We start from the raw sequence: 22,125 nt of genomic DNA on the forward strand, positions 1-22,125 counted from the left end.
GATCACTACCAGTGGGTGTCAACTACCTAGTGAACCACTACATGTAGTGATTTTGTTTTTTCGGCTTCGGCTCGGGCGTGTCCCGTGCGGGCAGTGCGGCGGAGAAGAAGGCCCGCCTCGCCGTGCGGCGCAGGGCTGCCAGCACGGGCCAGCCGATCAGTGCCACACCGCCGGCCAGCACGATGGCCCGCATCAGGTCCCAACCGAAAGAGGTTGCGATGCTGAAGCGGAAAAAGGTCGTCAGCGTCTCGCCGAGCGGAGCCCCCGGAACGAAGCTGAGCGCCGTGTCCGGCCCCAGGGTGAAGGGCCAGAACGACAGGTTCATCGCCTGCCCGTAGACGAATCCGCACAACGCCGCATAGAACGCGAGCACCACGATCTCGGTGCGTCCGCGCACCCGTGCGGGCAACAACCCGGCTCCCATCCCGATCCAGGACGCGGCGAGCATCTGAAACGGCAGCCACGGCCCGACCCCGCCCGTGAGGAGTGCCGACGCGAACAGGGTCGTCGACCCCAGCGCGAAGCCGAATCCCGGCCCGAAGACGCGCCCTCCGAGAATGATGAAGAAGAAGACGAATTCGATGCCGGCGCTGCCGGCCGAGAGCGGCCGCAGGTCGGCGCCGACACCGGAGAGCAACCCGAGGATCGCGATGGCCTTGACGTCGATCCCGCCGTCGCCGAGGGCGACCAGGACGGTCGCCATCACTCCGACAAGCACCGCGCCGAGAATCAGCGGAGCGCTCGCATTCCGCTCCAGGATGGTGCCCCGGCCCGCGAACAGCGGCCAGCCGAAGGCAAGAATCCCCACCAGGGACGCCAGCATCAGGGCTAGAGCCGTGCGCGGCGGCACCGGAAGCGCACGGCTGCCGGTGATCACCGGGCCACCATCAGGGCGCGACGCACGGCGTCGACCGTCAGCAGGGGCACCGGGCGCAGGATCTTCGCGACCTGGGGCGCGAAGCCGGGTGAGGCCGAGAGCACCTCGCGGGCGGAGCCGTCAGCGACGATCTCGCCGTGGGCCAGCACGACCACCCGGTCGGCGACCCCCGCCACGAATTCCACGTCGTGGCTGGACAGCAGCACGCTGCCTGCCGCCGCCGCACGGTCTGCGATCTCGGCGGCCACCCGCCCCTTCGTCGCGTAGTCGAGTCCCCGGGTCGGTTCGTCCAGCAACAGGATGCGCGGGGACACGGCCGACTGGATCGCCAGCACCAGCGCCAGGCGCTGCCCCTCGGACAGGTCCCGGGGATGCCGGCCCGGCGGGATTCCGGGGGCCAGCCGCCTCAGAATGGCCGCGGTCGCACCCGGGACCGCGGCACCCTGCCGATCCGAGTCTGCGCACTCCGCCGCCACCGTGTCGAGGTAGAGCAGGTCGGCCGGCACCTGCGGCACCAAGGCGATCTGCCTCCGCGCCAGATCCGCCCGCAGCGTCGCCGGGCCGACGGCCCCGGCCGTCCCGCCGGCCGGCGGCCGAGGCCACCGGAACGCGCGGATCGGGGGTGTCCCGGCCGGGAGCCGCCCCTCGGGCAGAGCGATCTGCACCGTTCCGCCGGCTCGCCGTCCGGCCCCCTGCAACGCCCAGAGCAGCGACGACTTGCCGGAACCGTTCCGACCCATCACCGCGACGACCTCACCGGCCCGCAGGGACAGGTCAACACCGTCGAGGGCCGGGATCGCCCCATACCGCACCCGGAGTCCGCGGGCGGAGAGAATGACCGTGCCCGTCGGTTCCGGTGGTGCGGCGGGCGGGGACGCCGCGCTCCCCTGCAGCCGTGCCCGCAGGGCCTCTGCCTGACGGCGCGCATCCCGCACCGACACCGGATCCCAGCCCATCAGACGTCCGAGCTCGATCACCGGAGGGGCGATCGGGGAGGATGCCAGCACCTTTGCCGTGGGGCCGTGCGTGGCGGTCCCGTCCGGATGGAGACAGATCGCGGAATCCGCGAACTGGGCGACGCGCTCGAGGCGGTGCTCAGCGAGCAGAACCGTCATGCCGACATCCTGAACCAGCCGGCTGATCGCCGCGAGCACCTCTTCGGCGGCCGTCGGGTCGAGCGCCGAGGTGGGTTCGTCCAGCACCAGGACGCGGGGGTGGCTGGTCATCACCGCACCGAGCGCGACCCGTTGCTGCTCACCACCCGACAGGTCGGCGAGGGCACGTCCGCGCAGCGGTTCCAGGCCGAGCAGGTCGACGATCTCCTCGACGCGTTTGCGCGTCACGGCGCCGGGCAGACCGAGCTGTTCCATGCCATAGGCGAGTTCTTCGTCCACCGTGTCGGTCACGAATCCCGCCGCGGGGTCCTGGCCGACGACACCGACGAGATCAGCGAGATCGCGCGGGCGGTGCAGCCGGGTGTCACGGTCGTCCACCGTGACCGTGCCCTGCAGCAGGCCGCCCGTGAAGTGCGGCGCGGGCCCGTTCACCAGTTGCAGCAGGGTCGACTTGCCGGATCCCGTCGGGCCGACCACGAGGCACAACTCGCCCTCCGGGATGGTGAGGTCGAGGCGGTTCAACGCCGGTTCCGGGGCGTCGGGGTAGGTGAACGTGACCCCGTCGAGCCGGATCATCGCACGGACCGTGGTGCGAGTGCGGCCGGCATCGCCGCGATGGCGGCGAGGAGGATCGGCATCAGCCAGCCCAGCAGATATACACCCGCAACCGGTCGATTCCCGCTGCCGGCCGCGACGGTCACGAGAACGGCCCCGGTGATCCCGGATGCCGCGACGAGGCTCTCCTGCGCCCGCCAGGGATCCGGCCGGTAGCGGGTGTGCCGGATCCGGTGCGACGCCACGATCGAACCCGCGACCGCCACCACGGCGCTGACCGCGAGCAGCGGCAGTCCCAGCCGGCTCGGCGCGGTCCCGTCCAGCAGCACGTAGGTGCCCACCACGGCGCCGAGCAGGGCAACGAGCATCAGCGGCAGCACCACCCGGCTCCCCCGGCCGGGCACCGAGCGCGCATAACCGCGGGAGTCCATCGACGCGGCCAGGGCGAGCACCCGGTCCAGGGCATCCTGCAACACCGGCATCCTGGGGGCGAGCGCCGCGCGCATCCCGCGCGGGCGGTGGCCGCGCAACGAACGGGCACGCTGCACGCGTCGCCACGAGCCCACGAGTTGGGGTGCGAGCGTCACCGCGATGACAACCGCGGTGCCGAGCTGGTGCAGGGCCGCCGGCAGACTCCGCAGAGCCCGCTTGGGGTTGGCCAGGGCGTTCGCGGCCCCGATGCAGATGATCAGTGCCGCCAGCTGGAAGCCGGTGAAGGCCGCAGACAGCAGGCCGGGAAGCGAGACGGGGCCCAGCAACTGGATGCCGCCGGCCCACCGGGGAAGCGGGATCCGCGGCAGGGCGATGATCGTCGGGTCTCCCGTCTTGAGGCCCACGAGCACATGGAAAGCGACCCGGACCAGCACGATCACCGCCCCCAGAACCAGATAGGCGGGAAAGGCCCTGGCCCAGGGGGACTCATCCCGGCAGGAGAAGACGACGACCACGGCGGCGGCCACGATCAACCCGACCAACCAGGCGTCTTCGGTGCGCGTCGTGGCCAGCGCGAGGCCGAGCGCCCACACCCACCACGCCATCGGGTGCAGGGCAACGCTCACGGCTGGGCCTGAGCCTTCCGGCGACGCACGAACAGCACGATCGCGGCGGCGATCAGCAGGAGCAGGGATGCGGACGCAACGGCCGTGATCACCAGGCCGTCTCCCTGAGACGACTCCTCCTGCGAGCTCCCCGAGGCCTCGGTTTCCACCTCGGCCGGCGGACCCTGTTCCGTGGCGGTGCCGCTGCCGGGTCCGACCGAGCCGTCGTTGTAGCGCCACCCCTCGACCTCGCCCCGCACGGGGGCACTGGCGTCCGCACCGACGAGGTAGCTGGTCCACGCGTCCCCCGGCTGCGCGTGCCAGTACGACCAGAACGATCCGTCAAAGGTCGTCGGGCACGGGTCAGGCAGGCTGTCGATCGCGCAGATCATGCCGGGTGCGGAGTCCTGGGCCGTGAAGCCGGCCGAGGACAGCGCGTCGCGACCGGTCTCAGGGTCGCCCGGTGCGCATCCCGTCGTCGTCGTGCCGCCCAGATCGCTGGAATCGACGACGACGGTGACTCCGGTGCCGGCGGCGCACGCGTCGGCGCGGCTCTGGGCGTTCGCCGAGACCGAGGGTGACGCCAACACCACCAGGCCGGTGGTGGCGATCGTCAGGAGGATTCCGGCGAAGGTTCGGAAGTGTGCGCGGGCCGTCATTGCGGGCCTTTCCTGCAGTTCGCGATGAAAGCCCGAACTGTTCCTCGACCTTGCGGCGCGCGAAACGCGCGACGCGAGGAGGTCTCGCGAATCTGAGCCCCGTGTCGCAACCACGTCGATAGGGGTGGTGATGTTCCGTGCGTGGGCGACCTTCAACCGGTGGCCAGACGCCTCGCGTGCCGAGGGCAGACAGCCCCCACCGGTACGCGAATGCATGAAACGATGGAATCGTCCGGAGCTAGTCCAGCGACTTCGTCAGCCTAGTCCGGCGATCAACGGAAGGCCACGAAATGGCAAGAATCTACACCAGGACCGGCGACGCCGGCAGCACCGGGATGCTTCACGGCGGCAGGGTCTCCAAGGGTGATGAACTCATGGACGCGGTCGGCGATATCGACGAAGCGGTGTCGGCCCTCGGCATCGCGCGGGCGGGCTGCGCCGAGCCCGAGCATGCCGCGATCCTGTTCCGGGTGCAGCGCGATTTATTCGTCGTCGCAGCCGATCTGGCCGCCAACCCGGAGCGCCGCGACCGCCTCGTCCCGCGCATATCGCAGGTCGTTCCCGAAATGGTCACGGAGCTGGAGGAACTCATCGACGGGCTCGTCGCCGCCCGGCCGCTGCGCCCGGTCTTCCTGATCCCCGGGTCGACGCCCACCGAGGCCGCCATCGACCTGTCCAGAACGGTCGTGCGGCGAGCCGAGCGGCACACGGTCCGGGCCGGAGCGGCCGGTCACTTGGTCAGCGATGACGTCTTCCACTACCTCAACCGGCTGTCCGACCTGCTCTACGTGCTCGCCCGGCACTCGGCGGGCCCTGAGGCAGAGCCCGCCAGCCACGACTAGGGACAACCGGAATCGGATCCCGTCCTGCCTGCTTCCTGCTCTGAGGACACCGTGGCTGAGGACACCGTGGCTCAGGACACCGTGGCCGTCGCCGGAGGAGCCGGCAGGCGAGGCGACGGCCTGCGCCGAGCACCCCAGGTTCGCCGCCATCCGGCACGGTCGAGGCCGGGTGCCGCCGACAGTCCTCCCGGCGGGACCGTGTGCGATCGGGCGGACGGCCGTGCGCTGACGTCGGTGAACTCCGGGACCGCAATTTCGTGGTCGATGACCGCACCGTCGGCGATGAAAGCCCCGCGGCCGATGTCCGTGTTACTGGCCAGGCGCGCCTCGTTTCCGACAATCGCATCGGCCCCGACATGCACGTTCGCGCCGACGAAGACCCGCGCTCCGATGATCGCCCCGTGGTCGATCCAGCTCCCCTGCCCGATCCACGATTCAGGCCCGACCTGGGCGTCACTCTCCACATACGTTGCGCTCGACACGTAGGCGCTCGGGTTCACCTGGGCGCCGGGCGACACCAGTCCACGCCCGTTCTCGTGACGCCGGTACTTCGTCACTTCGCCCTTCTCGAGTTCCACTTCCACACTCATTCTGGCCACTAGCAGTCTCCTCGATCTCATCGTTCGATTTATTAAAAGGATAACTCTGCTTTTAATAACCTGTCGAGGAAAGTTTCCCGGCGCTCACGGCGCGGGCGCCGCAGCGGCCCGCCCGAGTCATCCGTCGATGTCGCCAAGGCTAGACGGCGCTAGACGGCTCCCACAGGTTGATGCCCATGTCGACGGCGTGCTCGTCGACCGCCGCGATCTCGGCGTCGGTGAACGCAAGGTTGTCGATCGCGGCGATGTTCGTCTCCAACTGCTTCACCGAGGAGGCGCCGACCAGCGCCGTGGTGACGGTTTCGCGTCGCAGCACCCACGACAGGGCGAGCTGGGCGAGCGACTGACTGCGGGCATCCGCGATCTCGGTCAGGGCACGGATGCGCCCCACCGTCTGGTCGTTCACCATGTCGCGGCTCATCGAGCCGGCCTGCGAGGCGCGGGACCCCTCGGGCACCCCGTTCAGGTAGCGGTCGGTGAGCAGCCCCTGCGCCAGCGGGGAGAAGGCGATGCAGCCGACGCCGAGGTCGTCGAGGGTGTCGAGCAGTCCGTCTTCGACCCAGCGGTTGAACATCGAGTACGAGGGCTGGTGGATCAGCAGCGGCGTGCCCATCTCGGCCAGGATCGCGGCGGCCTGCCGGGTGCGCTCGGGCGAGTACGAGGAGATGCCGGCGTACAGCGCCCGACCGCTCGTGACGGCCGTGTGCAGCGCGCCCATCGTCTCCTCGAGCGGGGTGTCCGGGTCGGCCCGATGGGAGTAGAAGATGTCGACGTAGTCCAGGCCCATGCGGCCGAGGGACGCGTCGAGGCTCGAGAGCAGGTACTTGCGGGAACCCCACGAGCCGTACGGGCCCGACCACATGCCGTAGCCGGCCTTGGTCGAGATGACCAGCTCGTCGCGGTGCGAGGCGAAATCCTGCGCGAGGTGCACGCCGAAGTTGCTCTCGGAGCTGCCCTTGGGCGGGCCGTAGTTGTTGGCCAGGTCGAAGTGGGTGACGCCCAGGTCGAAGGCGCGGCGCAGGATGGCGCGCTGTGTCTCCATCGGTGCGGTGCCGCCGAAATTCTGCCAGAGGCCCAGCGAGATCGCGGGAAGTTTGAGGCCGCTGCGCCCGGTGCGGCGGTAGGGCATGGAGTCGTAGCGGGTGTCTGCGGGAAGGTACGTCATCCCTTCAGACTCGCACAGTCGGCTGGGCGGTCCTCTGCCCCACTGATCCGTCGTGTCATCCGATCGACCGATGCGCGGCTCCGCCGCAACCCTGCGAAGATCGAAGCTCCCCCTTTTTTTCGTCCCGTTCCCCACCCCCTGGAGTGTTCCCCCGTGTCTCCCCGCCTCTTCTACCGCACCATCGCCATCGCTGAGGCGGTGACCTGGACCCTCCTGATCGGCGGCATGCTGCTGAAATACGTGGCGGATGCCGGCGGCACCCCGGTGCGGATCGCAGGCTCCCTGCACGGGTTCGTCTTCATCAGTTACGCCCTGACCGCCGTGCTGGTGGGCTTGAACCAGCGCTGGCCGGTCCGGCTGATGGTGCTCGCCGTCGCCACGGCGATCGTGCCCTACGCGACGGTGCCGTTCGACATCCGTCTCGACCGCACCGGCCGGCTCGACGGCGACTGGCGCCGCGTCGCCACCGACGACCCGCGCGACCACACCTGGGTGGGCACGCTGCTGCGCTGGATGCTGAACCGTCCGGTGATCCTGATCAGCAGTTTCGCCGTGGCCGCGGTGGCGATCATGACGGTGATGCTGTCGCTGGGTCCTCCCGGCGGGCGCAGCTAGCGGGCGGCCAGGCCGCGGCCAGGCTCTAGCCGGGCGGTCTCGGAACCGGCGCTGAAGCGGCGCGGCGGGTAGACTCGCCAGGTCAAGCATCCGTTATCTCTGGGAGAACGCCACTCGTGACCGCTGTTACCACCACACCCTCCCGCGGCATTGCCGACACCGTTGCAAACGCGATTGCGACGCCCGAGAAAGAGCAGCCGTTCGACGCGCTGGGGTTGACCCCGGGCGAGTACGCCGAGATCCGCCAGATCCTCGGCCGCCGCCCCACCAGCGGCGAGCTCGCCATGTACTCGGTGATGTGGAGCGAGCACTGCTCCTACAAGAGTTCGAAGAAGTACCTGCGCTCGTTCGGCGAGAAGGTCTCCCCCGCCATGAAGAAGAACCTCATGGTCGGCATGGGCGAGAACGCCGGCGTGCTGGACGTCGGCGAGGGCTGGGCGGTCACGTTCAAGATCGAGTCGCACAACCACCCCTCCTACATCGAGCCGTTCCAGGGGGCCGCGACCGGCGTCGGCGGCATCGTGCGCGACATCATCTCGATGGGCGCCCGCCCGGTCGCCGTGATGGATGCCCTCCGCTTCGGACGTCTCGACGACCCCGACACCGCCCGCGTCGTGCACGGCGTCGTGTCGGGCATCTCCTTCTACGGCAACTGCCTCGGCCTGCCCAACATCGGCGGCGAGACCTGGTTCGACAAGGTCTACCAGGGCAACCCGCTCGTCAACGCGCTCTCCGTGGGCGTGCTGCGCCACGAGGACCTGCACCTCGCCAACGCCACCGGCGCCGGCAACCAGGTGGTGCTCTTCGGAGCCCGCACCGGCGGCGACGGCATCGGCGGGGCATCCATTCTCGCCTCGGACACCTTCTCCGAAGGCGGCCCGACCAAACGCCCCGCCGTGCAGGTCGGCGACCCGTTCGCCGAGAAGGTGCTGATCGAGTGCTGCCTCGAGCTCTACCGCGAGAAGCTCGTCGAGGGCATCCAGGACCTGGGCGCCGCAGGCATCTCCTGCGCCACCAGCGAGCTCGCCTCCAACGGCGACGGCGGCATGTTCATCGAGCTCGACAAGGTGCTGCTGCGTGACCCCACCCTGACGGCCGAAGAGATCCTGATGAGCGAGAGCCAGGAACGCATGATGGCCGTCGTCACCCCGGAGAAGCTCGCCGGCTTCCTCGCTGTCACCGCCAAATGGGATGTCGAGACCAGCGTGCTCGGCGAGGTCACCGACTCCGGCCGGCTCATCATCGACTGGCACGGCGAGGAGATCGTCAACGTGGACCCGCGCACTGTCGCGGTCGACGGGCCGGTCTACGACCGCCCGGTCGCCTACCCCACCTGGCTCGACGCGCTGCAGGCCGACACCGCCTCCGCGCTGCCCCGCCCGACCTCACCCGAGGTGCTGCGTGAGCAGTTCCTGGCCCTGCTCGGCTCGCCGAACCTGGCCGACCCGAGCTGGATCACCGACCAGTACGACCGCTACGTGATGGGCAACACGGCCCTCTCGTTCCCCGACGACGCGGGCATGATCCGGATCGACGAGGAGTCGGGCCTCGGCTTCGTCATCGCCACCGATGCGAACGGCCGTTACTGCCAGCTCGACCCGTACCGCGGCGCGCAGCTCGCTCTCGCCGAGGCCTACCGCAACGTGGCCGTGACCGGCGCGGTGCCGGTCGGCATCAGCGACTGCCTCAACTTCGGCTCGCCGGAGAACCCCGAGGTGATGTGGCAGTTCGCCCAGACCGTCGACGGTCTGGCCGACGGATGCCTGGCGCTCGAGATCCCGGTCACCGGCGGCAACGTGTCGTTCTACAACCAGACCGGCGACCAGCCGATCCACCCGACCCCTGTGGTCGCCGTGCTCGGCGTGATCGACGACGTCGCCCGCCGCGTGCCCAGCGGCTGGCAGGACGACGGCCACAACATCTACCTGCTCGGCGTGACCCGCGAGGAACTGGACGGCTCTGCCTGGGCCGATGTCATCCACGACCACCTGGGCGGGCTGCCGCCCGTCGTCGACCTGGCCGGCGAAGCCGCCCTGGCGGGGCTGCTGCACGCGGCGTCGATCGAGGCGCTCATCGACAGCGCCCACGACCTCAGCTCGGGTGGGCTGGCGCAGACGCTGGCCGAAGCGGTGCTCCGGTTCGGGGTCGGAGCCCGCGTGTGGCTCGGCGACATCTGCGAGCGCGACGGCGTGGACGCATCCGTAGCCCTGTTCTCGGAGTCGGCCGGACGCGTGATCGTATCGGTTCCTCGGGAAGACGACGTAAAGTTCCTCGGACTCTGCGAGGGGCGGGGCTACCCGGTGCTGCGCATCGGCGTGACGGACGCGACCTCGGCGAGCCTGGAGATCCAGGACCACTTCACGGTGTTGCTCGCCGACCTGCAGACGCGTCACCGCAGCACCCTCCCCTCCCGTTTCGCGCAGTAGGGGTTCCTCCTCTGCCCGTTCTCCCGCCTCCCTCCTCCCTCCGCCCGCCCGTCCGACCCCGTTTCGCCCCTGCGTGCGACCAATCGGCCGCCATCGCCGGGATCAAAGTGGCACTTTCCGCGCACGCGCGAGCGTCTGCGGTCGGCGCCTGTGGATAGAGCACCGCGCGAATCGTAGCGGGTGGCATCATCGTGCGATGAGACCGCCTTCTGAGCTGCCGGCCGGGCTCGGTGATGGGCCGTTTTCCGTCGCCGACGCTCGACAGCGGGGAGTCAATTCCGGGCGGCTGCGGCGCAGCGACCTCGCGCGGCCCTTCCACGGCGTGCGGGTGCCTGTGGGGCGCGGCCCGTCGCCGGCCCCCATCAGCGACGCGGACAGGTGGGCCCGGATCCGTGCAGCAGCGCGCACCCGGGCCTGTGACTACGCGGTGCGGATGCCGTCAGATCAGTTCTTCAGCCACGCGACGGCCGCGCTTCTCCACGGGCTACCTCTTCCTGCACGGCTCCTCGAGCGGTCAATCGTGGATGTCGGCACAAGCATTCGGACCCGGCGCCGCCGCGGCAAGGGCGTGCGCGGGCATCTGATTCCGCTGGACCGGGTGCGCGTGGTTTCGGTGGGACACCTTGCCGTCGCTTCAGCGGTCGACGCGTGGGTCCAGCTGTCGACGGTCCTCACCCTCGATGAGTTGATCATCATTGGCGACTCCCTCGTGCGCCGACAGCGGCCTCCGGCCACGATGGCGGAACTCCAGGTGGCCGTTGCACGGCACGCGGGCTTGCCCGGTGCCTGTCGACTCCGCGAGGCCCTCGCCCTGGTCCGTCCGCGCACCGATTCGGCCAAGGAAACAGTGCTGCGCCTCCTCATCGTGCGGGCCGGCCTGCCTGAGCCGGAAGTGAACCTGACCCTCGTCAATCGATACGGCGCCTTCATGGCCCTGGGCGATCTCGCCTACCTGCGCTACAAGGTCCTGATCGAGTATGACGGCGGGCAGCACCGCGAAGACGAACGACAGTTTCACCGCGACATCGACCGGCTGGACGAACCCATGGAAGAAGGGTGGCGGGTCATCCGTGTCAACAAATCCCACTCTCCCCTTGCGATCATCGCCCGAATTCGCACCGCCCTTCTCGATCGCGGTTGGATCTCCTAAATCCCACCTCCCGCCCCATGCCTTCTCCAGGAGGTCGCGTGCGCGAGAAACGCCGCCATTCCCCATCGTATGGCGGCGTTTTGAGCGCACGCGGGGCCGTGCAGCGGGGCGACCGCTAGATCGAGAAGGGGGCGCCGAGGAGGAGCTCCGAGCGTGACCAGAGCGACTCTGCGACCGCGGGGTCGAGCGAGGTGCGCGTGGGCTCCTGCAGCGTCGGCAGGCCGCGCGTGAGGTAGCGAGGGCCGTAGTAGTCGCCGCCACGGGCATCCGGGTCGACGGCCGCACTCACCGTGGGCCAGGCGCCGGCGTCCTTGCCCTGAGCACCGAAGGACTGCAGGGTGTCGGCGAACCGGCTCGCACGCGACGGCTGATTGACCCCGCGGATGCCCGGCGTCAGACCCGAAATCGAGTAACCGGGGTGTGCGACGAGGCTTTGCACCCCGTCAGTGCCGCCGGCGCCGGCCGCCCGCAGCCGTCGATCGAGCTCGAAGCCGAACACCTGCATGGCGATCTTCGACTGCGCGTAAGCCTTCCACCGGTTGTAGCCGGACTCCAACTGCAGGTCGAGCAGCGGCGAGTCCAGCAGCCGTGAAATCATCGACCCGAGCGCGACGACCCGGCTGCCGGGCGTGCGCCGCAGAGCCGGCAGCACCCGCTCGGTGAGCGAGAAATGGCCGAGGAAATTGGTCGCGAAGACGAGTTCGTGCCCGTCGGGGCTCAGCTCGCGCCTGCGCGGCGGGTGCACGATGCCCGCGTTCAGGATCAACCCATCGATCCGCGGCAACTCCAGCAGCGCGTCCGCGGCACGGTGCACCTGGGTGAGGTCGCTCAGGTCCAGCGGTATCGCCGACACGGATGCCCCGGGCACCCGGGCGTGGATGGCCGCGACCGCGGCCTCCGTCTTCGGGAGATTGCGGCAGGCCAGCACGACGTGGGCGCCCGCGGCGGCGAGTTGCTCGGTGGTGAAGTAGCCGAGGCCGGCGTTGGCGCCGGTGACGACGAAGGTCTTCCCGAACTGGGCCGGAAGGGCGCGCGCCGCCCCGGCGAGCGCGTTGGTCTGAGAAGTCATGAGGTGGCCGGCGACGTGGTGGCGGAAGAAGCGGGGCTGGTGCCCACGACCGGCCGTGCGACATCTGTTCGTGCCCCCGCAGCTCGCGGCGCTGACCCGTTCGCGGACTCGGTGCCGGCGATCTTCTCGTGGTGGTGGATGACCTCGGCGATGATGAAGTTCAGGAACTTCTCGGCGAAGGCCGGGTCGAGCCGGGCCTCCTCGGCCAGTCCGCGCAGTCGCTGGATCTGTAACAGCTCCCGCTCGGGGTCGGCCGGGGGCAGGCCGTGCGTGGCCTTGAGCCGTCCGACCTGCTGGGTGAACTTGAACCGCTCCGCCAGCAAGTGGATCAGCGCGGCGTCGATGTTGTCGATGCTCTGACGGATGCTGCCCAGTTCGTCGATCGCTTCCTGCCCCGCGCCGGCGGGCAATTCCTCGTGTGCAGCCATGGTTCGACGATACCGTTTCGCGCGCGGTGACCGCACGATCGGCACTGCCCGCCGTCCCCGATGGAGGCCGAGGGCTCCTACCCGGACGCGGCCACCCGTTCCCAGCGCATTTCCGGCCGCTCCGATTCCGGCGCCATACCGACCGCCGTCAACTCCGTGACCGCTGCAGCGGCGCGGACGACTCCGCCGACCCGGACGACCCTGACGACCGGGCCGCCCTCACCGGCCGCGCCGACCGCCGCGCCGACCCCGCCCGCCCAGGCAAGAGCAGCCGCCGCTGGGTCAGCAGGATGCCGAGCAGCACCAGCGCCGCCCCGGCCGGCTCGTGCCACGAGAAGGTCTCCGAGAGCACGAGCACCCCCAGCAGCACCCCGACGACGGGTGTGACATACGTCACCGTCGACGCGTTCGTCGGTCCCCAAGCGCGCAGCACGTTGATGTGCCAGATGTAGGCAACGCCAGTGCCGAGCGCGCCGAGAGTGAGCAGTCCGGCCACGATCGGCACGGTCAGTGCCACCGGATACGCCGCCACCACCGGGGTGGCCACAAGCATGATCGCCCCGGCGATGCCGATGTTCAAGAACGCGAAGGTCGCGGGGGCGATCGGCCGGCCACTCAGGAACCGGCGCGTGTAGCCGAACGTGAAACCGTAGCAGACCGCCGCGCCCAGGCAGGCCAGCTGGCCCCAGAGGTCGCCGGTCAGGGCCGCGTAGCGCCACGGCGCGATGATCACGACAACGCCGGCGATGCCCACGAGGATGCCTGCCACCTGCCCGCGCACGAGCCGCTCCACCCGGAACGCGAGCGTCGCCATCACCGCGGTCATGATCGGCGTCACGGCGTTGTAGATGCTGGCCAAACTCGACGACACGTACTGCTCCGCCCACGCGAACAGAATATGCGGCACGACGCATCCGGTGATCGCGATCACCAGGAAATGCAGCCAGACCACCTTCTCGCGCGGTAGCACCGGCCCATTGGCCACACGCGGACGGCTGACCAGCACGATCAGGCCGAGCGTGAATCCGCCGAGCACCAGCCGCGACCACGCCACCTGGCCGAACGTGACCCCCTCGAGGGCCACTTTCATGAACAGGAAACTGGATCCCCAGACCACACCCATGCCCATGAACTGCAGGGTGACCCGGATTCGTCCGGCGGCGGAAACGTCTCTCACCTGCCGACTGTACCGCGCCCCGCCGACACTCCGCACGGACGCGCTCGACCGCGTCCCGCAGCGCGCGCCGGAACGCGCCGGAACGCGCCGGACGACGCAAACGGGCATCCGGCGGCGTCGCCGTCAGGCCACGTCTCTCGTCTCGAGCGGCCGCACCCGGTACTGAACCGATCGCGCGCCGTACCCGTCGAGCCGCGCCCGCAGCCCGGCCCGCACCCGAGGCCACTCGTTGTCGAGGATCGAGTAGATCACGGTGTCCCGCCAGCTGCCGTCAGCCCGGCGCCGCTCCCGGCGGATAATCCCCTCATACGTGGCCCCGATGCCCGCGATGGCCGCGCAGGACCGCACGTTCATCACATCCGCCTGGATCTTCACCCGACCGAACCCGTGGTCGAAGGCCAGCCCGAGCAGCAGTAGCTTCGTCTCCGCGTTGACGGCGGTGCCCCAGACCCGCGGATCGTAGGCGGTCCAGCCCACATGGGCCGACTCGTGTTCCAGGTGCAGGTCGCCGAGCGTGGACATGCCCACGAGGTCACCGGCGTGCGGGCCGCCGGCCACGCGCACCGCGTAGGGGAGTCCCGCCCAGTGAACGTAGGCATCCGCCCAGTCGGTGAACTCGGCCGGGTCGGTGCGGAGCCCACCCGGGCCGCCGCCAAAACCGCCGTCGAAAACCATTGGATGCGCGATCGCGCCGTGCAGCTCGGGCAGCAGCGCGCGGGTGAGAGGTTCGAGCCGCACATAGTGGCCCACGATGGCGATGCTCTGAGGTCGTTCGGCAGTCATGCCGACACTGTGGCAGCGCCAGGTTGCCACCGAATGAACGGCAGCGGTCAGGTCGGCGTGAACGATTTCGACGGAGATTGAGCCGAGAACGGATGCCGCGGGCCGGTTTTCGCCCCCCAGCAGCACAATCTCCGTCGAATTCGTCCGGGCACCGGGCGGAGCCCTTCAGCACCGCCCGCAGCCCGCAGCCCGCAGCCCGCAGCCCGCAGCTCGCAGCTCGCAGCTCGCAGCCGCGCTACCTCAGTCGACGAGATCGTGGCGCGAGATGATCTCCTCGCGGCCGGGACCGACGCCGATCGCCGAGATGCGGGCGCCGCTCATCTTCTCGATCGCGAGCACGTAGGCCTGCGCGTTCCGCGGCAAGTCCTCGAAGGTGCGCGCGCCCGTGATGTCATCGGTCCAGCCGGGGAAGTGCTCGAAGATGGGCTTCGCGTGATGGAAGTCGGACTGCGACACGGGCACCTCGTCGAAGCGCACGCCGTCGACGCTGTACGCGACGCAGACGGGAATCGTGTCCAGGCCGGTCAGCACGTCGAGCTTGGTCAGCACGAAGTCGGTCACCCCGTTGATGCGGGCCGTGTAACGGGCGACGGGCGCGTCGTACCAGCCGCAGCGGCGCGGGCGCCCCGTGGTGGTGCCGAACTCGAAGCCGTTAGCGCGCAGGAACTCGCCCGACTCGTCGAACAATTCGGTCGGGAACGGGCCTGCGCCGACGCGGGTCGTGTACGCCTTGACGACGGCGATGATCCGGTCGATCCGGTTCGGGCCGATGCCCGAGCCGGTCACAGCGCCGCCGGAGGTCGCGTTCGAGGAGGTGACGAACGGGTAGGTGCCGTGGTCGACATCCAGCATCGTGGCCTGGCCGCCCTCGAAGAGCACGGTCTTTCCGGCGGTGAGGGCCTCGTGCAGCAGCAGGGCGGTGTCGGCGACCATCGGGCGCAGGCGCTCGGCGTAGCTGAGCAGGTCCTCGACAATTTCGTCGACCGTGATCGCGCGACGGTTGTAGACCTTGACCAGCAGGTGGTTCTTCTGGGCCAGGGCACCCTCGACCTTCTGGCGCAGAATGTTCTCGTCGAACAGGTCCTGCACGCGGATGCCGACGCGGTTGATCTTGTCGGCGTAGGTCGGGCCGATGCCACGGCCGGTGGTACCGATCTGGCGCTTGCCGAGGAAACGCTCGGTGACCTTGTCGACCGTGCGGTGGTACTGGGTGATGATGTGAGCGTTGGCGCTCACCTTGAGCCCGGACACGTCTACGCCGCGGGAGATCAGCGCGTCAAGTTCTTCGAAAAGCACCTCGATATCGACGACCACGCCGTTGGCGATGATCGGCGTGACACCGGCGGTGAGGATGCCCGACGGGAGCAGGTGCAGCGCGTACTTCTCGGTGCCGATGACCACGGTGTGGCCGGCGTTGTTTCCGCCGTTGAATTTGACCACGTAGTCAACCCGGCTGCCGAGGAGGTCGGTGGCCTTGCCCTTACCCTCGTCGCCCCACTGGGCTCCGATCAGAACGATCGCTGGCATTTAGTTTTCTCCTCGGATAAAGAACGCCTCGGTCGGCGGGGCCGGGTCGGTGGCCCGATAGCCGTCCGGCGTGATGGTTTCCTGATCAAGGCGGCTGATCACCGTGGGATCGGCGCCGTTCAGGAAGGTGGTGAGACGCTCGAACTCGTTCTGTTCATTGATCTCGCCCGCGGCCCGGCGCAGCGCGTAGAGCGCCCGCAGGACTCCGCGATTGGGTTCGTGGGTCCAGCGCACCGGGCCCTGGCCGTGCCAGCCTGCCTTGCGGAGCGCGTCGAGACCGCGGTGGTAGCCCACGCGCGCGTAGGCATACGACTCCAGGGTTCGACCCTCGAGGTGCGTGGCGTCGGCCAGCACGGCCCACGCCAGGGAGGACGTCGGATGAGCCTCCACCACGCCGGAAATGCTGCCGCTTTCGGCTCGGCGGAGCGCCTCGATCACCTCCGGTTCCGCGGGAAGAAGGGTCTCGGGCTGCTCAATCAAATTGTCGCCGGTCACACTCGATCCTAACAAGGCCCGGACCGCTCCTCGCCGAACAGGCCGCCGGAGAGGGAACCGAGGATGGCCGCGGCGACCTCGTCCCGCGGCCGGTCCGGTTCGAAAACGAGCCATTCCAGGCCCGCCATCAGCACGGCGCCGAACACGCTCGATGCCATCAGGCCGCAGGTCGAGTCGGCACGGCTGCCCGGTTTCGCCTCCGCGATCGCGTCGGCGAACACGGCGAGGGCCTCGTGCCGCAGCGCAAAGAGCGTCTTCTGCCAGGTGCGGTCGGTGCGGAAGATCTCCGCCGCCATCAGCTTGGACAGTGCTGTGTTCGCCGCGATCCGGTCGAGCAGCGCGTGCATCAGCGCCTCGAGGGCCGCGCTGCCGTGCAGACCGGCCGACGATCGGCGGAGGGTCTCGGCGAGCGCGCCGACCCCCTCCTGCAGCAGTTCCTCGAACAGTTTGTCTTTGGAGCTGAAGTTGTAATACAGGCTGCCCTTGGCCACCCCGGCCCGCTCGGCGACCTCATCCATCGTGGTGCCGCTGATGCCCCTGGTCGCGGCCAGCTCCAGCGTGGCGTCGAGGATGGCGCGTTTCGTTCCGGTGGCGCGTGCCATTGGAGTTCCTTTCCACGGGCAGGTTCGGTGCCGGCAGGTTCGGTGCCGGCCGGGACCGCTCTAGATGGTCAGTTCGGGGTGCAGCCGGCCCACGGTCCAGATCCGCTGGCGGCCGGCGCTCCAGGCGCTGATCGCGATCGAGCCGACCAACATCACGGCGAGAACGGCAACCGAAACCCACAGTCTAGAGTCGATGCCTCCGGTGATCAGTTCGCGCAGCCCGGTCACGACGTATGACGCCGGCATGAAGGGATGCAGCACCTGGAAGAACACAGGCGTGGTCTCCACCGGATAGGTGCCGCCCGACGAACTCAGCTGCAGCATGAGCAGCACGAGGCTGACCACGCGGCCGGCCGCGGTGCCGAGCAGGATGATGAACATCTGCTGCAGAGCTAGGAAGGCGAGCGTCGTCAGGTAGAGGAACGCGCTCATCCCGAGCCAGTGTTCGGGCTGCAGGCCGATGCCGTAGACCAGCACGAGCACCATGATCACGACCTGGGCGAGCCCGATGGCCATCGCCGGCAGAAAGCCGGTCATGGTCGAGCGCAGCCCGGAGGCGGCGCTGGCGAGGGCCCGGGTGGGCAGAGCCCGCAGGATCAGCCAGGTGATCAGGCCGCCGACGAAGGTGGCCAGGGCCAGGAAGAAGGGTGCGAACCCCTCGCCGAAACTGTCGGAGGCGTTCTCCCACTTCTGCACGAGCGTGACCGGGCTGGCGATTACGGCCGTCTTCTCTGCAATCTGTTCCGCGGTGAGGTCGGGGGCACTTTGCCCGCCTGTGGTGAGGGAGCCGGCGAGGGTGCCGCTGCCGGCGGCGAGTTCAACGGCGCCGGTGTTCAGGCTCGCGCCGCCGTCGGCGAGCTGCCGGGTGCCGTCGGACAGTGACCCCGTGCCCTCGCCCAGCAGCTCGCTGCCGGCGAGTACGGAGTCTGCCCCGGAAGCCGCGGTGGCGGCCCCCTCTGCCAGGGAGGCCGCACCGGCCGAGAGTCGCCCGGCACCGGTGGCCACCTGGGCGGCGCCGGAAGCCCCGGCGATCAGCTTGCCGGAGAGTTCACCGGCTCCGGTGGAGAACTGGTCGCTGAGCCCGGCGTAGGTCTGGGTCTGGGTGAGCGCGCCTTGGGCACCCGCGTTCACGGCTCCGGCGCCGGCGCCGAGGTGCTCCACGGCCGGCAGGAACGCCGACGCGGGGGTGCCTTCCGCTGCCGCCTGCATCTGCAGGAGCAGGTCGTGCAGTCCGGTCGACACCGAGGCGGTGCCGCCGGCGAGCGTGCCGGTTCCCGCGGCGATCTGGTCGGCGCCGTCGGCGAGCTGCACCGATTTCTCGGAGAGGGTCGCGGCCCCCGTGGCGGCGGCCTGCATCCCCTCGGACACCTGCACGGTGCCGTCGGAGAGGGTCACCGAGGAGCTGGCGAGCGCCCGGGCGCCGTCGGACAGCGTGTCCAGTCCGGTCGCCAGGGTGCCGGCGCCGTCGGTGAGGCGCGCGACGCCGTCGTCGAGGGTGAGCGCTCCCTCGGCAAGGGCATCGAGGCCGACCAGGAGGGAGCCGGTCCCGGCCGACGCTGTGGTGAGCCCGTCGAACAGCCGGCCGGCGCCATCCGCTGCCGAACGGATGCCGTCACCGGCCTCGTTAACCCCCACCAGGAGCGCATTGACGGTCTGGTCGCCGATCTCGGTGGCGACCGCGTCCCGCAGTTGAACCATGGCCTGCTTGCCCATGGTGGTGGCGAGGAAACTGTTGCTGTCGTTGTAGTCGACCTGCACGGTGGCCGAAAGCGGGGTGTCGGTGCCGGCGGAGACGGCGCTGGCCGAGAAGTCGCTCGGGATGGTGACCGAGAAGTAGTAGTCGCCGTCCCTGACGCCCGCGGCGGCATCCGTCCCGTTCGTCACGATCCAGCCGAGCTCGTGGCCGTCGACCAGCTCGTCAACCAGATCCTGACCGGCGGTGACCGGTTCACCGTCCCGGCTGGCGCCGGTGTCTCCGTTGACCAGCGCCACGGGCAGGTGGTCGAGTTCGTGGTCGGGCGCCCAGAAGGCCCAGAGGTAGAGCGCCCCGTAGATGAGCGGGATGAACATGAGCACGACGAGGGCGATCTTGGGCATCTTGCCCTTGCCGAAGCGGTGCAGCTCGGTGCCGGAGGAGAGGAAGGCGAACATTCAGCGGGTCTCCTGATTCAGTGGAACGGACGGGGTCATCCCAGCCTTGATCATCATGACAACGGTCGGGTCGATGCCGAGCTCGGCCCACATCTCGGTTTCGGGCGCGGTCGCGGACGCGATCACGCTGGTTCCGGCGGCGGCGACACAGGCGAGGCGCTGCCAGAGGATGCGCCGGGACTCCGGTGCGTGCACCTGCTCGACCTGGTCGAAGAAGAGGATGCTCGGCTCGTTCATGACCGCGAGCGCGGCCCGCAGCAGCACGGTCTGCACCTCATTGAGGTCCCAGATCACGGTGTCGGCAGCCGGAATCGGCACTCCGCCGAACACGGGGGCGCAGACGCGGCGCACCTCGGTGTCGTCGACCGAGCGGATGAACGCCCACCAGGGGGAGATCCAGGCCGTGCGCTCACGGATTGCGGCGCCGACGGTGACCGATTCCTCGAGGGTGTCGATGTCGTGGAAGCCCGAGATGCCGGTGCGCTTCTGCACCCGGCGGGCCCGGCGGGGCAGCTCGTGGCCGAGCACCTCGAGGGTTCCCTCGCTCGACTTCATGCGACCGGCCAGGGTCAGCATCAGGCTGGTCCGGCCGCTGCCGGTGGGGCCGCAGAGCACGGTGAGGCCGGGGCCGGCCTCAAAGCTCAGGGGCCCGTAAACCGAGCCCCGCTTGAATCGCAGGGCCAGGTCGTGCGCCCTTACTGTCGACTGCACGTCGATCCTCTCGTTTGTACTGACTAGTCAGTATAGAACGAGAGATCGACGTGCCGCGTGCCACGGCTCAGGCCTGCGCGCCCCGGGTGCCGCCCGGACGGCACCGTGGCCTTCGCCACAGTGAACGCCGTTCTGGCCGCGGCTAAGACTCCGGAGTACCGGATGCTGCGCGACGACGCGGGAATGTCACCGCATCGCCGCGGCTGGGAAGCTTCGCGAGCTCGGCCTCCGCGGGGGTGGGAGCTTCGGCCGAGGCCGGGAGGGTCGACCAGCGCAGTAGAGCGGCGGCGCTCGTCTCCGCCGGAAGCTCTCCGGGAGACACCACCATCACCCGCGCATCCGTCAGCATCGCCGCACGGATCAGCGCGTCGGCGGCCGGCACCGATCCGAGCTCACTTGCGCCGAGGGCATCGGCCGAGGTGGCTGCCAGCCACGGCTCGCGGTCGAGGGCGATCAGAGTCGTCCCCATCATCCGGTCCGGGGCCAGCATAAGCACATCGACCTGGCCCTGCTGCATGGCCCGCACTACGGCCGCGAAGTCGAGCTCGGAGAGGCCGCTGCCCTGTCCCGTCCCCAGCCGCTCGAGGGCGTCGTGCTCCTCCTGCGCGAGAATCGCCGCGAGGTGGCGATTGAGGTCACCTTCGAGTTCCTCCTGTGTGGCACCACCCGGGCGGGTGTTCGTGGGAACGACGTGCAGCACCGCGCGGCTTGCGGGAGAGAGCTGGTCGACGAGCAACTGGCGGGCACGCACGTCGCCGGTGAGCACGAGCAGCTCGGCCTTACTGTCCCGCACGACCTCGTCGATCGCGGCGGAGATCTGGCCCTCGTTGCGCTTCCACACCTCCTCGGTGTGGTGCTGATAGCGCCCGTTCGCGAGGAAGTCGTCTTCGGAACCCACCTTCGTGAGAAACTCCGTGTCGCCCTCCACCTTCACCTTGGAGACCGGGTGCGAGCGGCTGAGCCGGTAGAGGGTGACCTCGCCGCCGTCGCGCCCGGCCTCGGCCACCACGTAGCTGAGGTCCCGCGGGCGGTGGATCAGCAGGGGGATCAGAGCGGGCACCGGCCCGTAGGAGACCAGCAACTCGCCGAGCGGCTCCCCCGAGAGCACCTCGTTGAATTCGACCACGCCCTGCCGCACGAACATCAGCCGGCTTATCGGACCGCCCACGCCCGGCGGCTCCTCAATCAGCTCGATGATGGTGCTGATGTCGATCTCCGGGGCACCGACGTCGGTCAGCGCCTCCCGCAGTGTGCGTTGGCGCAGGGAGGAGGTGCGCCGGGGGTTCTGCGCATCCTGGGTCACGTCAACGTAGGCACTCGACACCGAACCGGATCGACGGTACAGGTCCGCTAGTCCCTCATTACTGAAATCAGCCATGGCCGGAGTCCCTTCTGTGGCAGTTTGACAGCCACGGTATCCCCGGGCTCCGGCGTTCACAACCCTGCCGGGACGGCCCGCAACGGAGCGGAAAAACTGCCCCGCTCTGCCGTTACAGGGCGGTCTGCTGGTGCGTCGCGACGCACCAGCCGCCGTCAGCGAATACGTAGGTCGTGGCCGCGTTCGCCTCGATCACCTCGTCTCCGCGGTGGGCCAGGAGCCGGTAGACGAGCACCCCGGCGTGTTCGTTCTGACGCACCACGGCCGGCTCGCGCAGCTGGTAGCTCGTGATGGCGGGCATCTCCTTGAAGAAGGCGATCGCTTCGTCGCGGGTGACGATCCTGCCCGGCAGGATCAGCAGTCCGTCCGCGGTCATCGTTCGCCGGTAATAGTCTCCGCCGCGGCCGGCGAGAATCGCCTGCCACCCATCGTGCTCTTCGTGAAGGAGGCGGGCGGGCAGATCGTCAGTGATCGCAGTCATGACCCAACGCTAGCCCCTCAAAGCACCGACTGAGCCGCTGGGGTCGGGACTGAGTTCTGGATCTGCGGCCGGGCGAGCCGACCGTCAGTACGGCGCCGGGTCGGGCTCGGGATCGGGATCGGGCGTGCGCGGTTCCGGTGCGGGTCTCGGCACAGGCGACGCCGTGCGGATGACCGTGGCCGGCTCACTCACGAACGTGCGCCCGGTCGGCGACGTCCACTCAAGCGTGCCATCACCGATGGTGCAACACCTGCCACCCCGTCTCGCTCTTCAACGCATGACA

20 protein-coding genes and 1 pseudogene are annotated in these 22,125 nt (G+C 69.4%); 4 read left to right on the forward strand and 17 right to left on the reverse strand.

Going from position 1 to position 22,125, the window contains the following annotated elements; translation table 11 throughout:
• Positions 1-37: 37 nt before the first annotated feature.
• From E3O18_RS10715 to E3O18_RS10730, 4 genes are read right to left on the reverse strand one after another with little or no spacing between them, the layout of a single operon-like run.
• Positions 38-877, reverse strand: coding sequence for an ECF transporter S component (locus tag E3O18_RS10715; protein WP_241976675.1), 840 nt, complete (start codon positions 875-877; stop codon positions 38-40).
• Positions 874-2,568: an ABC transporter ATP-binding protein gene (locus tag E3O18_RS10720; RefSeq protein WP_134395929.1), complete on the reverse strand. Its 1,695-nt coding sequence runs from the start codon at positions 2,566-2,568 to the stop codon at positions 874-876. Before E3O18_RS10720 ends, E3O18_RS10715 begins: the two co-directional genes overlap by 4 nt.
• Positions 2,565-3,605 carry an energy-coupling factor transporter transmembrane protein EcfT gene (locus E3O18_RS10725; protein WP_134395928.1) on the reverse strand — a complete coding sequence of 347 codons (1,041 nt, stop codon included), beginning with the start codon at positions 3,603-3,605 and terminating at the stop codon, positions 2,565-2,567. The genes E3O18_RS10720 and E3O18_RS10725 overlap by 4 nt, the downstream gene beginning before the upstream one ends.
• Positions 3,602-4,243, reverse strand: coding sequence for a hypothetical protein (locus tag E3O18_RS10730; protein ID WP_134395927.1), 642 nt, complete (start codon positions 4,241-4,243; stop codon positions 3,602-3,604). The genes E3O18_RS10725 and E3O18_RS10730 overlap by 4 nt, the downstream gene beginning before the upstream one ends.
• A 290-nt stretch (positions 4,244-4,533) precedes the next feature.
• Here E3O18_RS10730 and E3O18_RS10735 point away from each other — a divergent pair, with 290 nt between their 5' ends.
• Positions 4,534-5,085: a cob(I)yrinic acid a,c-diamide adenosyltransferase gene (locus E3O18_RS10735; protein WP_134395926.1), complete on the forward strand. Its 552-nt coding sequence runs from the start codon at positions 4,534-4,536 to the stop codon at positions 5,083-5,085.
• A gap of 71 nt (positions 5,086-5,156) precedes the next feature.
• Here the strand turns inward: E3O18_RS10735 and E3O18_RS10740 are convergent, their stop codons facing one another.
• On the reverse strand, positions 5,157-5,675 hold the full coding sequence (locus E3O18_RS10740; protein ID WP_241976676.1) for a hypothetical protein: 519 nt from the start codon (positions 5,673-5,675) through the stop codon (positions 5,157-5,159).
• Positions 5,676-5,823: 148 nt separating this feature from the next.
• Positions 5,824-6,849 (reverse strand): L-glyceraldehyde 3-phosphate reductase, encoded by a 1,026-nt coding sequence (gene mgrA, locus E3O18_RS10745; RefSeq protein ID WP_134395924.1) that lies wholly within the window; start codon positions 6,847-6,849, stop codon positions 5,824-5,826.
• Between the two features lie 153 nt (positions 6,850-7,002).
• Here mgrA and E3O18_RS10750 point away from each other — a divergent pair, with 153 nt between their 5' ends.
• The 3 genes from E3O18_RS10750 to E3O18_RS10760 all read left to right on the forward strand — a co-directional run bounded on the left by E3O18_RS10750 (position 7,003) and on the right by E3O18_RS10760 (position 11,040).
• Positions 7,003-7,464 carry a DUF3817 domain-containing protein gene (locus E3O18_RS10750; RefSeq protein ID WP_134395923.1) on the forward strand — a complete coding sequence of 154 codons (462 nt, stop codon included), beginning with the start codon at positions 7,003-7,005 and terminating at the stop codon, positions 7,462-7,464.
• Between the two features lie 116 nt (positions 7,465-7,580).
• Positions 7,581-9,890: a phosphoribosylformylglycinamidine synthase subunit PurL gene (purL, locus tag E3O18_RS10755; protein WP_134395922.1), complete on the forward strand. Its 2,310-nt coding sequence runs from the start codon at positions 7,581-7,583 to the stop codon at positions 9,888-9,890.
• A 196-nt stretch (positions 9,891-10,086) separates the two neighbouring features.
• Positions 10,087-11,040 carry a hypothetical protein gene (locus E3O18_RS10760; RefSeq protein ID WP_134395921.1) on the forward strand — a complete coding sequence of 318 codons (954 nt, stop codon included), beginning with the start codon at positions 10,087-10,089 and terminating at the stop codon, positions 11,038-11,040.
• A gap of 115 nt (positions 11,041-11,155) precedes the next feature.
• Here the strand turns inward: E3O18_RS10760 and E3O18_RS10765 are convergent, their stop codons facing one another.
• The 11 genes and pseudogenes from E3O18_RS10765 to E3O18_RS10815 all read right to left on the reverse strand — a co-directional run bounded on the left by E3O18_RS10765 (position 11,156) and on the right by E3O18_RS10815 (position 21,842).
• Complete coding sequence (locus E3O18_RS10765; protein WP_134395920.1) at positions 11,156-12,109, reverse strand: SDR family NAD(P)-dependent oxidoreductase; 954 nt, start codon at positions 12,107-12,109, stop codon at positions 11,156-11,158.
• Positions 12,110-12,216: 107 nt separating this feature from the next.
• Positions 12,217-12,537 (reverse strand): annotated as a pseudogene (locus E3O18_RS10770) (chorismate mutase); the annotation flags it as partial.
• Positions 12,538-12,685: 148 nt separating this feature from the next.
• Entirely contained in the window at positions 12,686-13,714 is a 1,029-nt protein-coding gene (locus E3O18_RS10775; RefSeq protein ID WP_347232345.1) for a DMT family transporter, read from the reverse strand.
• 123 nt (positions 13,715-13,837) lie between these two features.
• Positions 13,838-14,497: a GNAT family protein gene (locus tag E3O18_RS10780; RefSeq protein WP_134395918.1), complete on the reverse strand. Its 660-nt coding sequence runs from the start codon at positions 14,495-14,497 to the stop codon at positions 13,838-13,840.
• Positions 14,498-14,737: 240 nt separating this feature from the next.
• Entirely contained in the window at positions 14,738-16,024 is a 1,287-nt protein-coding gene (locus E3O18_RS10785; protein ID WP_134395917.1) for an adenylosuccinate synthase, read from the reverse strand.
• Entirely contained in the window at positions 16,025-16,519 is a 495-nt protein-coding gene (locus E3O18_RS10790; protein WP_241973455.1) for a DUF3151 domain-containing protein, read from the reverse strand.
• Between the two features lie 8 nt (positions 16,520-16,527).
• The gene (locus E3O18_RS10795) at positions 16,528-17,121 is read right to left on the reverse strand and encodes a TetR/AcrR family transcriptional regulator (protein ID WP_134395915.1); all 594 of its coding nucleotides are present in this window, start codon (positions 17,119-17,121) and stop codon (positions 16,528-16,530) included.
• Positions 17,122-17,181: 60 nt separating this feature from the next.
• The gene (locus tag E3O18_RS10800) at positions 17,182-19,272 is read right to left on the reverse strand and encodes a YhgE/Pip domain-containing protein (RefSeq protein WP_134395914.1); all 2,091 of its coding nucleotides are present in this window, start codon (positions 19,270-19,272) and stop codon (positions 17,182-17,184) included.
• The gene (locus tag E3O18_RS10805) at positions 19,273-19,983 is read right to left on the reverse strand and encodes an ATP-binding cassette domain-containing protein (RefSeq protein WP_134418083.1); all 711 of its coding nucleotides are present in this window, start codon (positions 19,981-19,983) and stop codon (positions 19,273-19,275) included.
• A gap of 142 nt (positions 19,984-20,125) precedes the next feature.
• On the reverse strand, positions 20,126-21,361 hold the full coding sequence (locus E3O18_RS10810) for a hypothetical protein (protein WP_134395912.1): 1,236 nt from the start codon (positions 21,359-21,361) through the stop codon (positions 20,126-20,128).
• Positions 21,362-21,473: 112 nt separating this feature from the next.
• Positions 21,474-21,842 (reverse strand): DUF4440 domain-containing protein, encoded by a 369-nt coding sequence (locus E3O18_RS10815; protein WP_134395911.1) that lies wholly within the window; start codon positions 21,840-21,842, stop codon positions 21,474-21,476.
• Positions 21,843-22,125 lie beyond the last annotated feature (283 nt).

This window comes from Cryobacterium sp. TMT2-42-4, assembly GCF_004402645.1.
Taxonomy (GTDB): Bacteria; Actinomycetota; Actinomycetes; order Actinomycetales; family Microbacteriaceae; genus Cryobacterium; species Cryobacterium sandaracinum.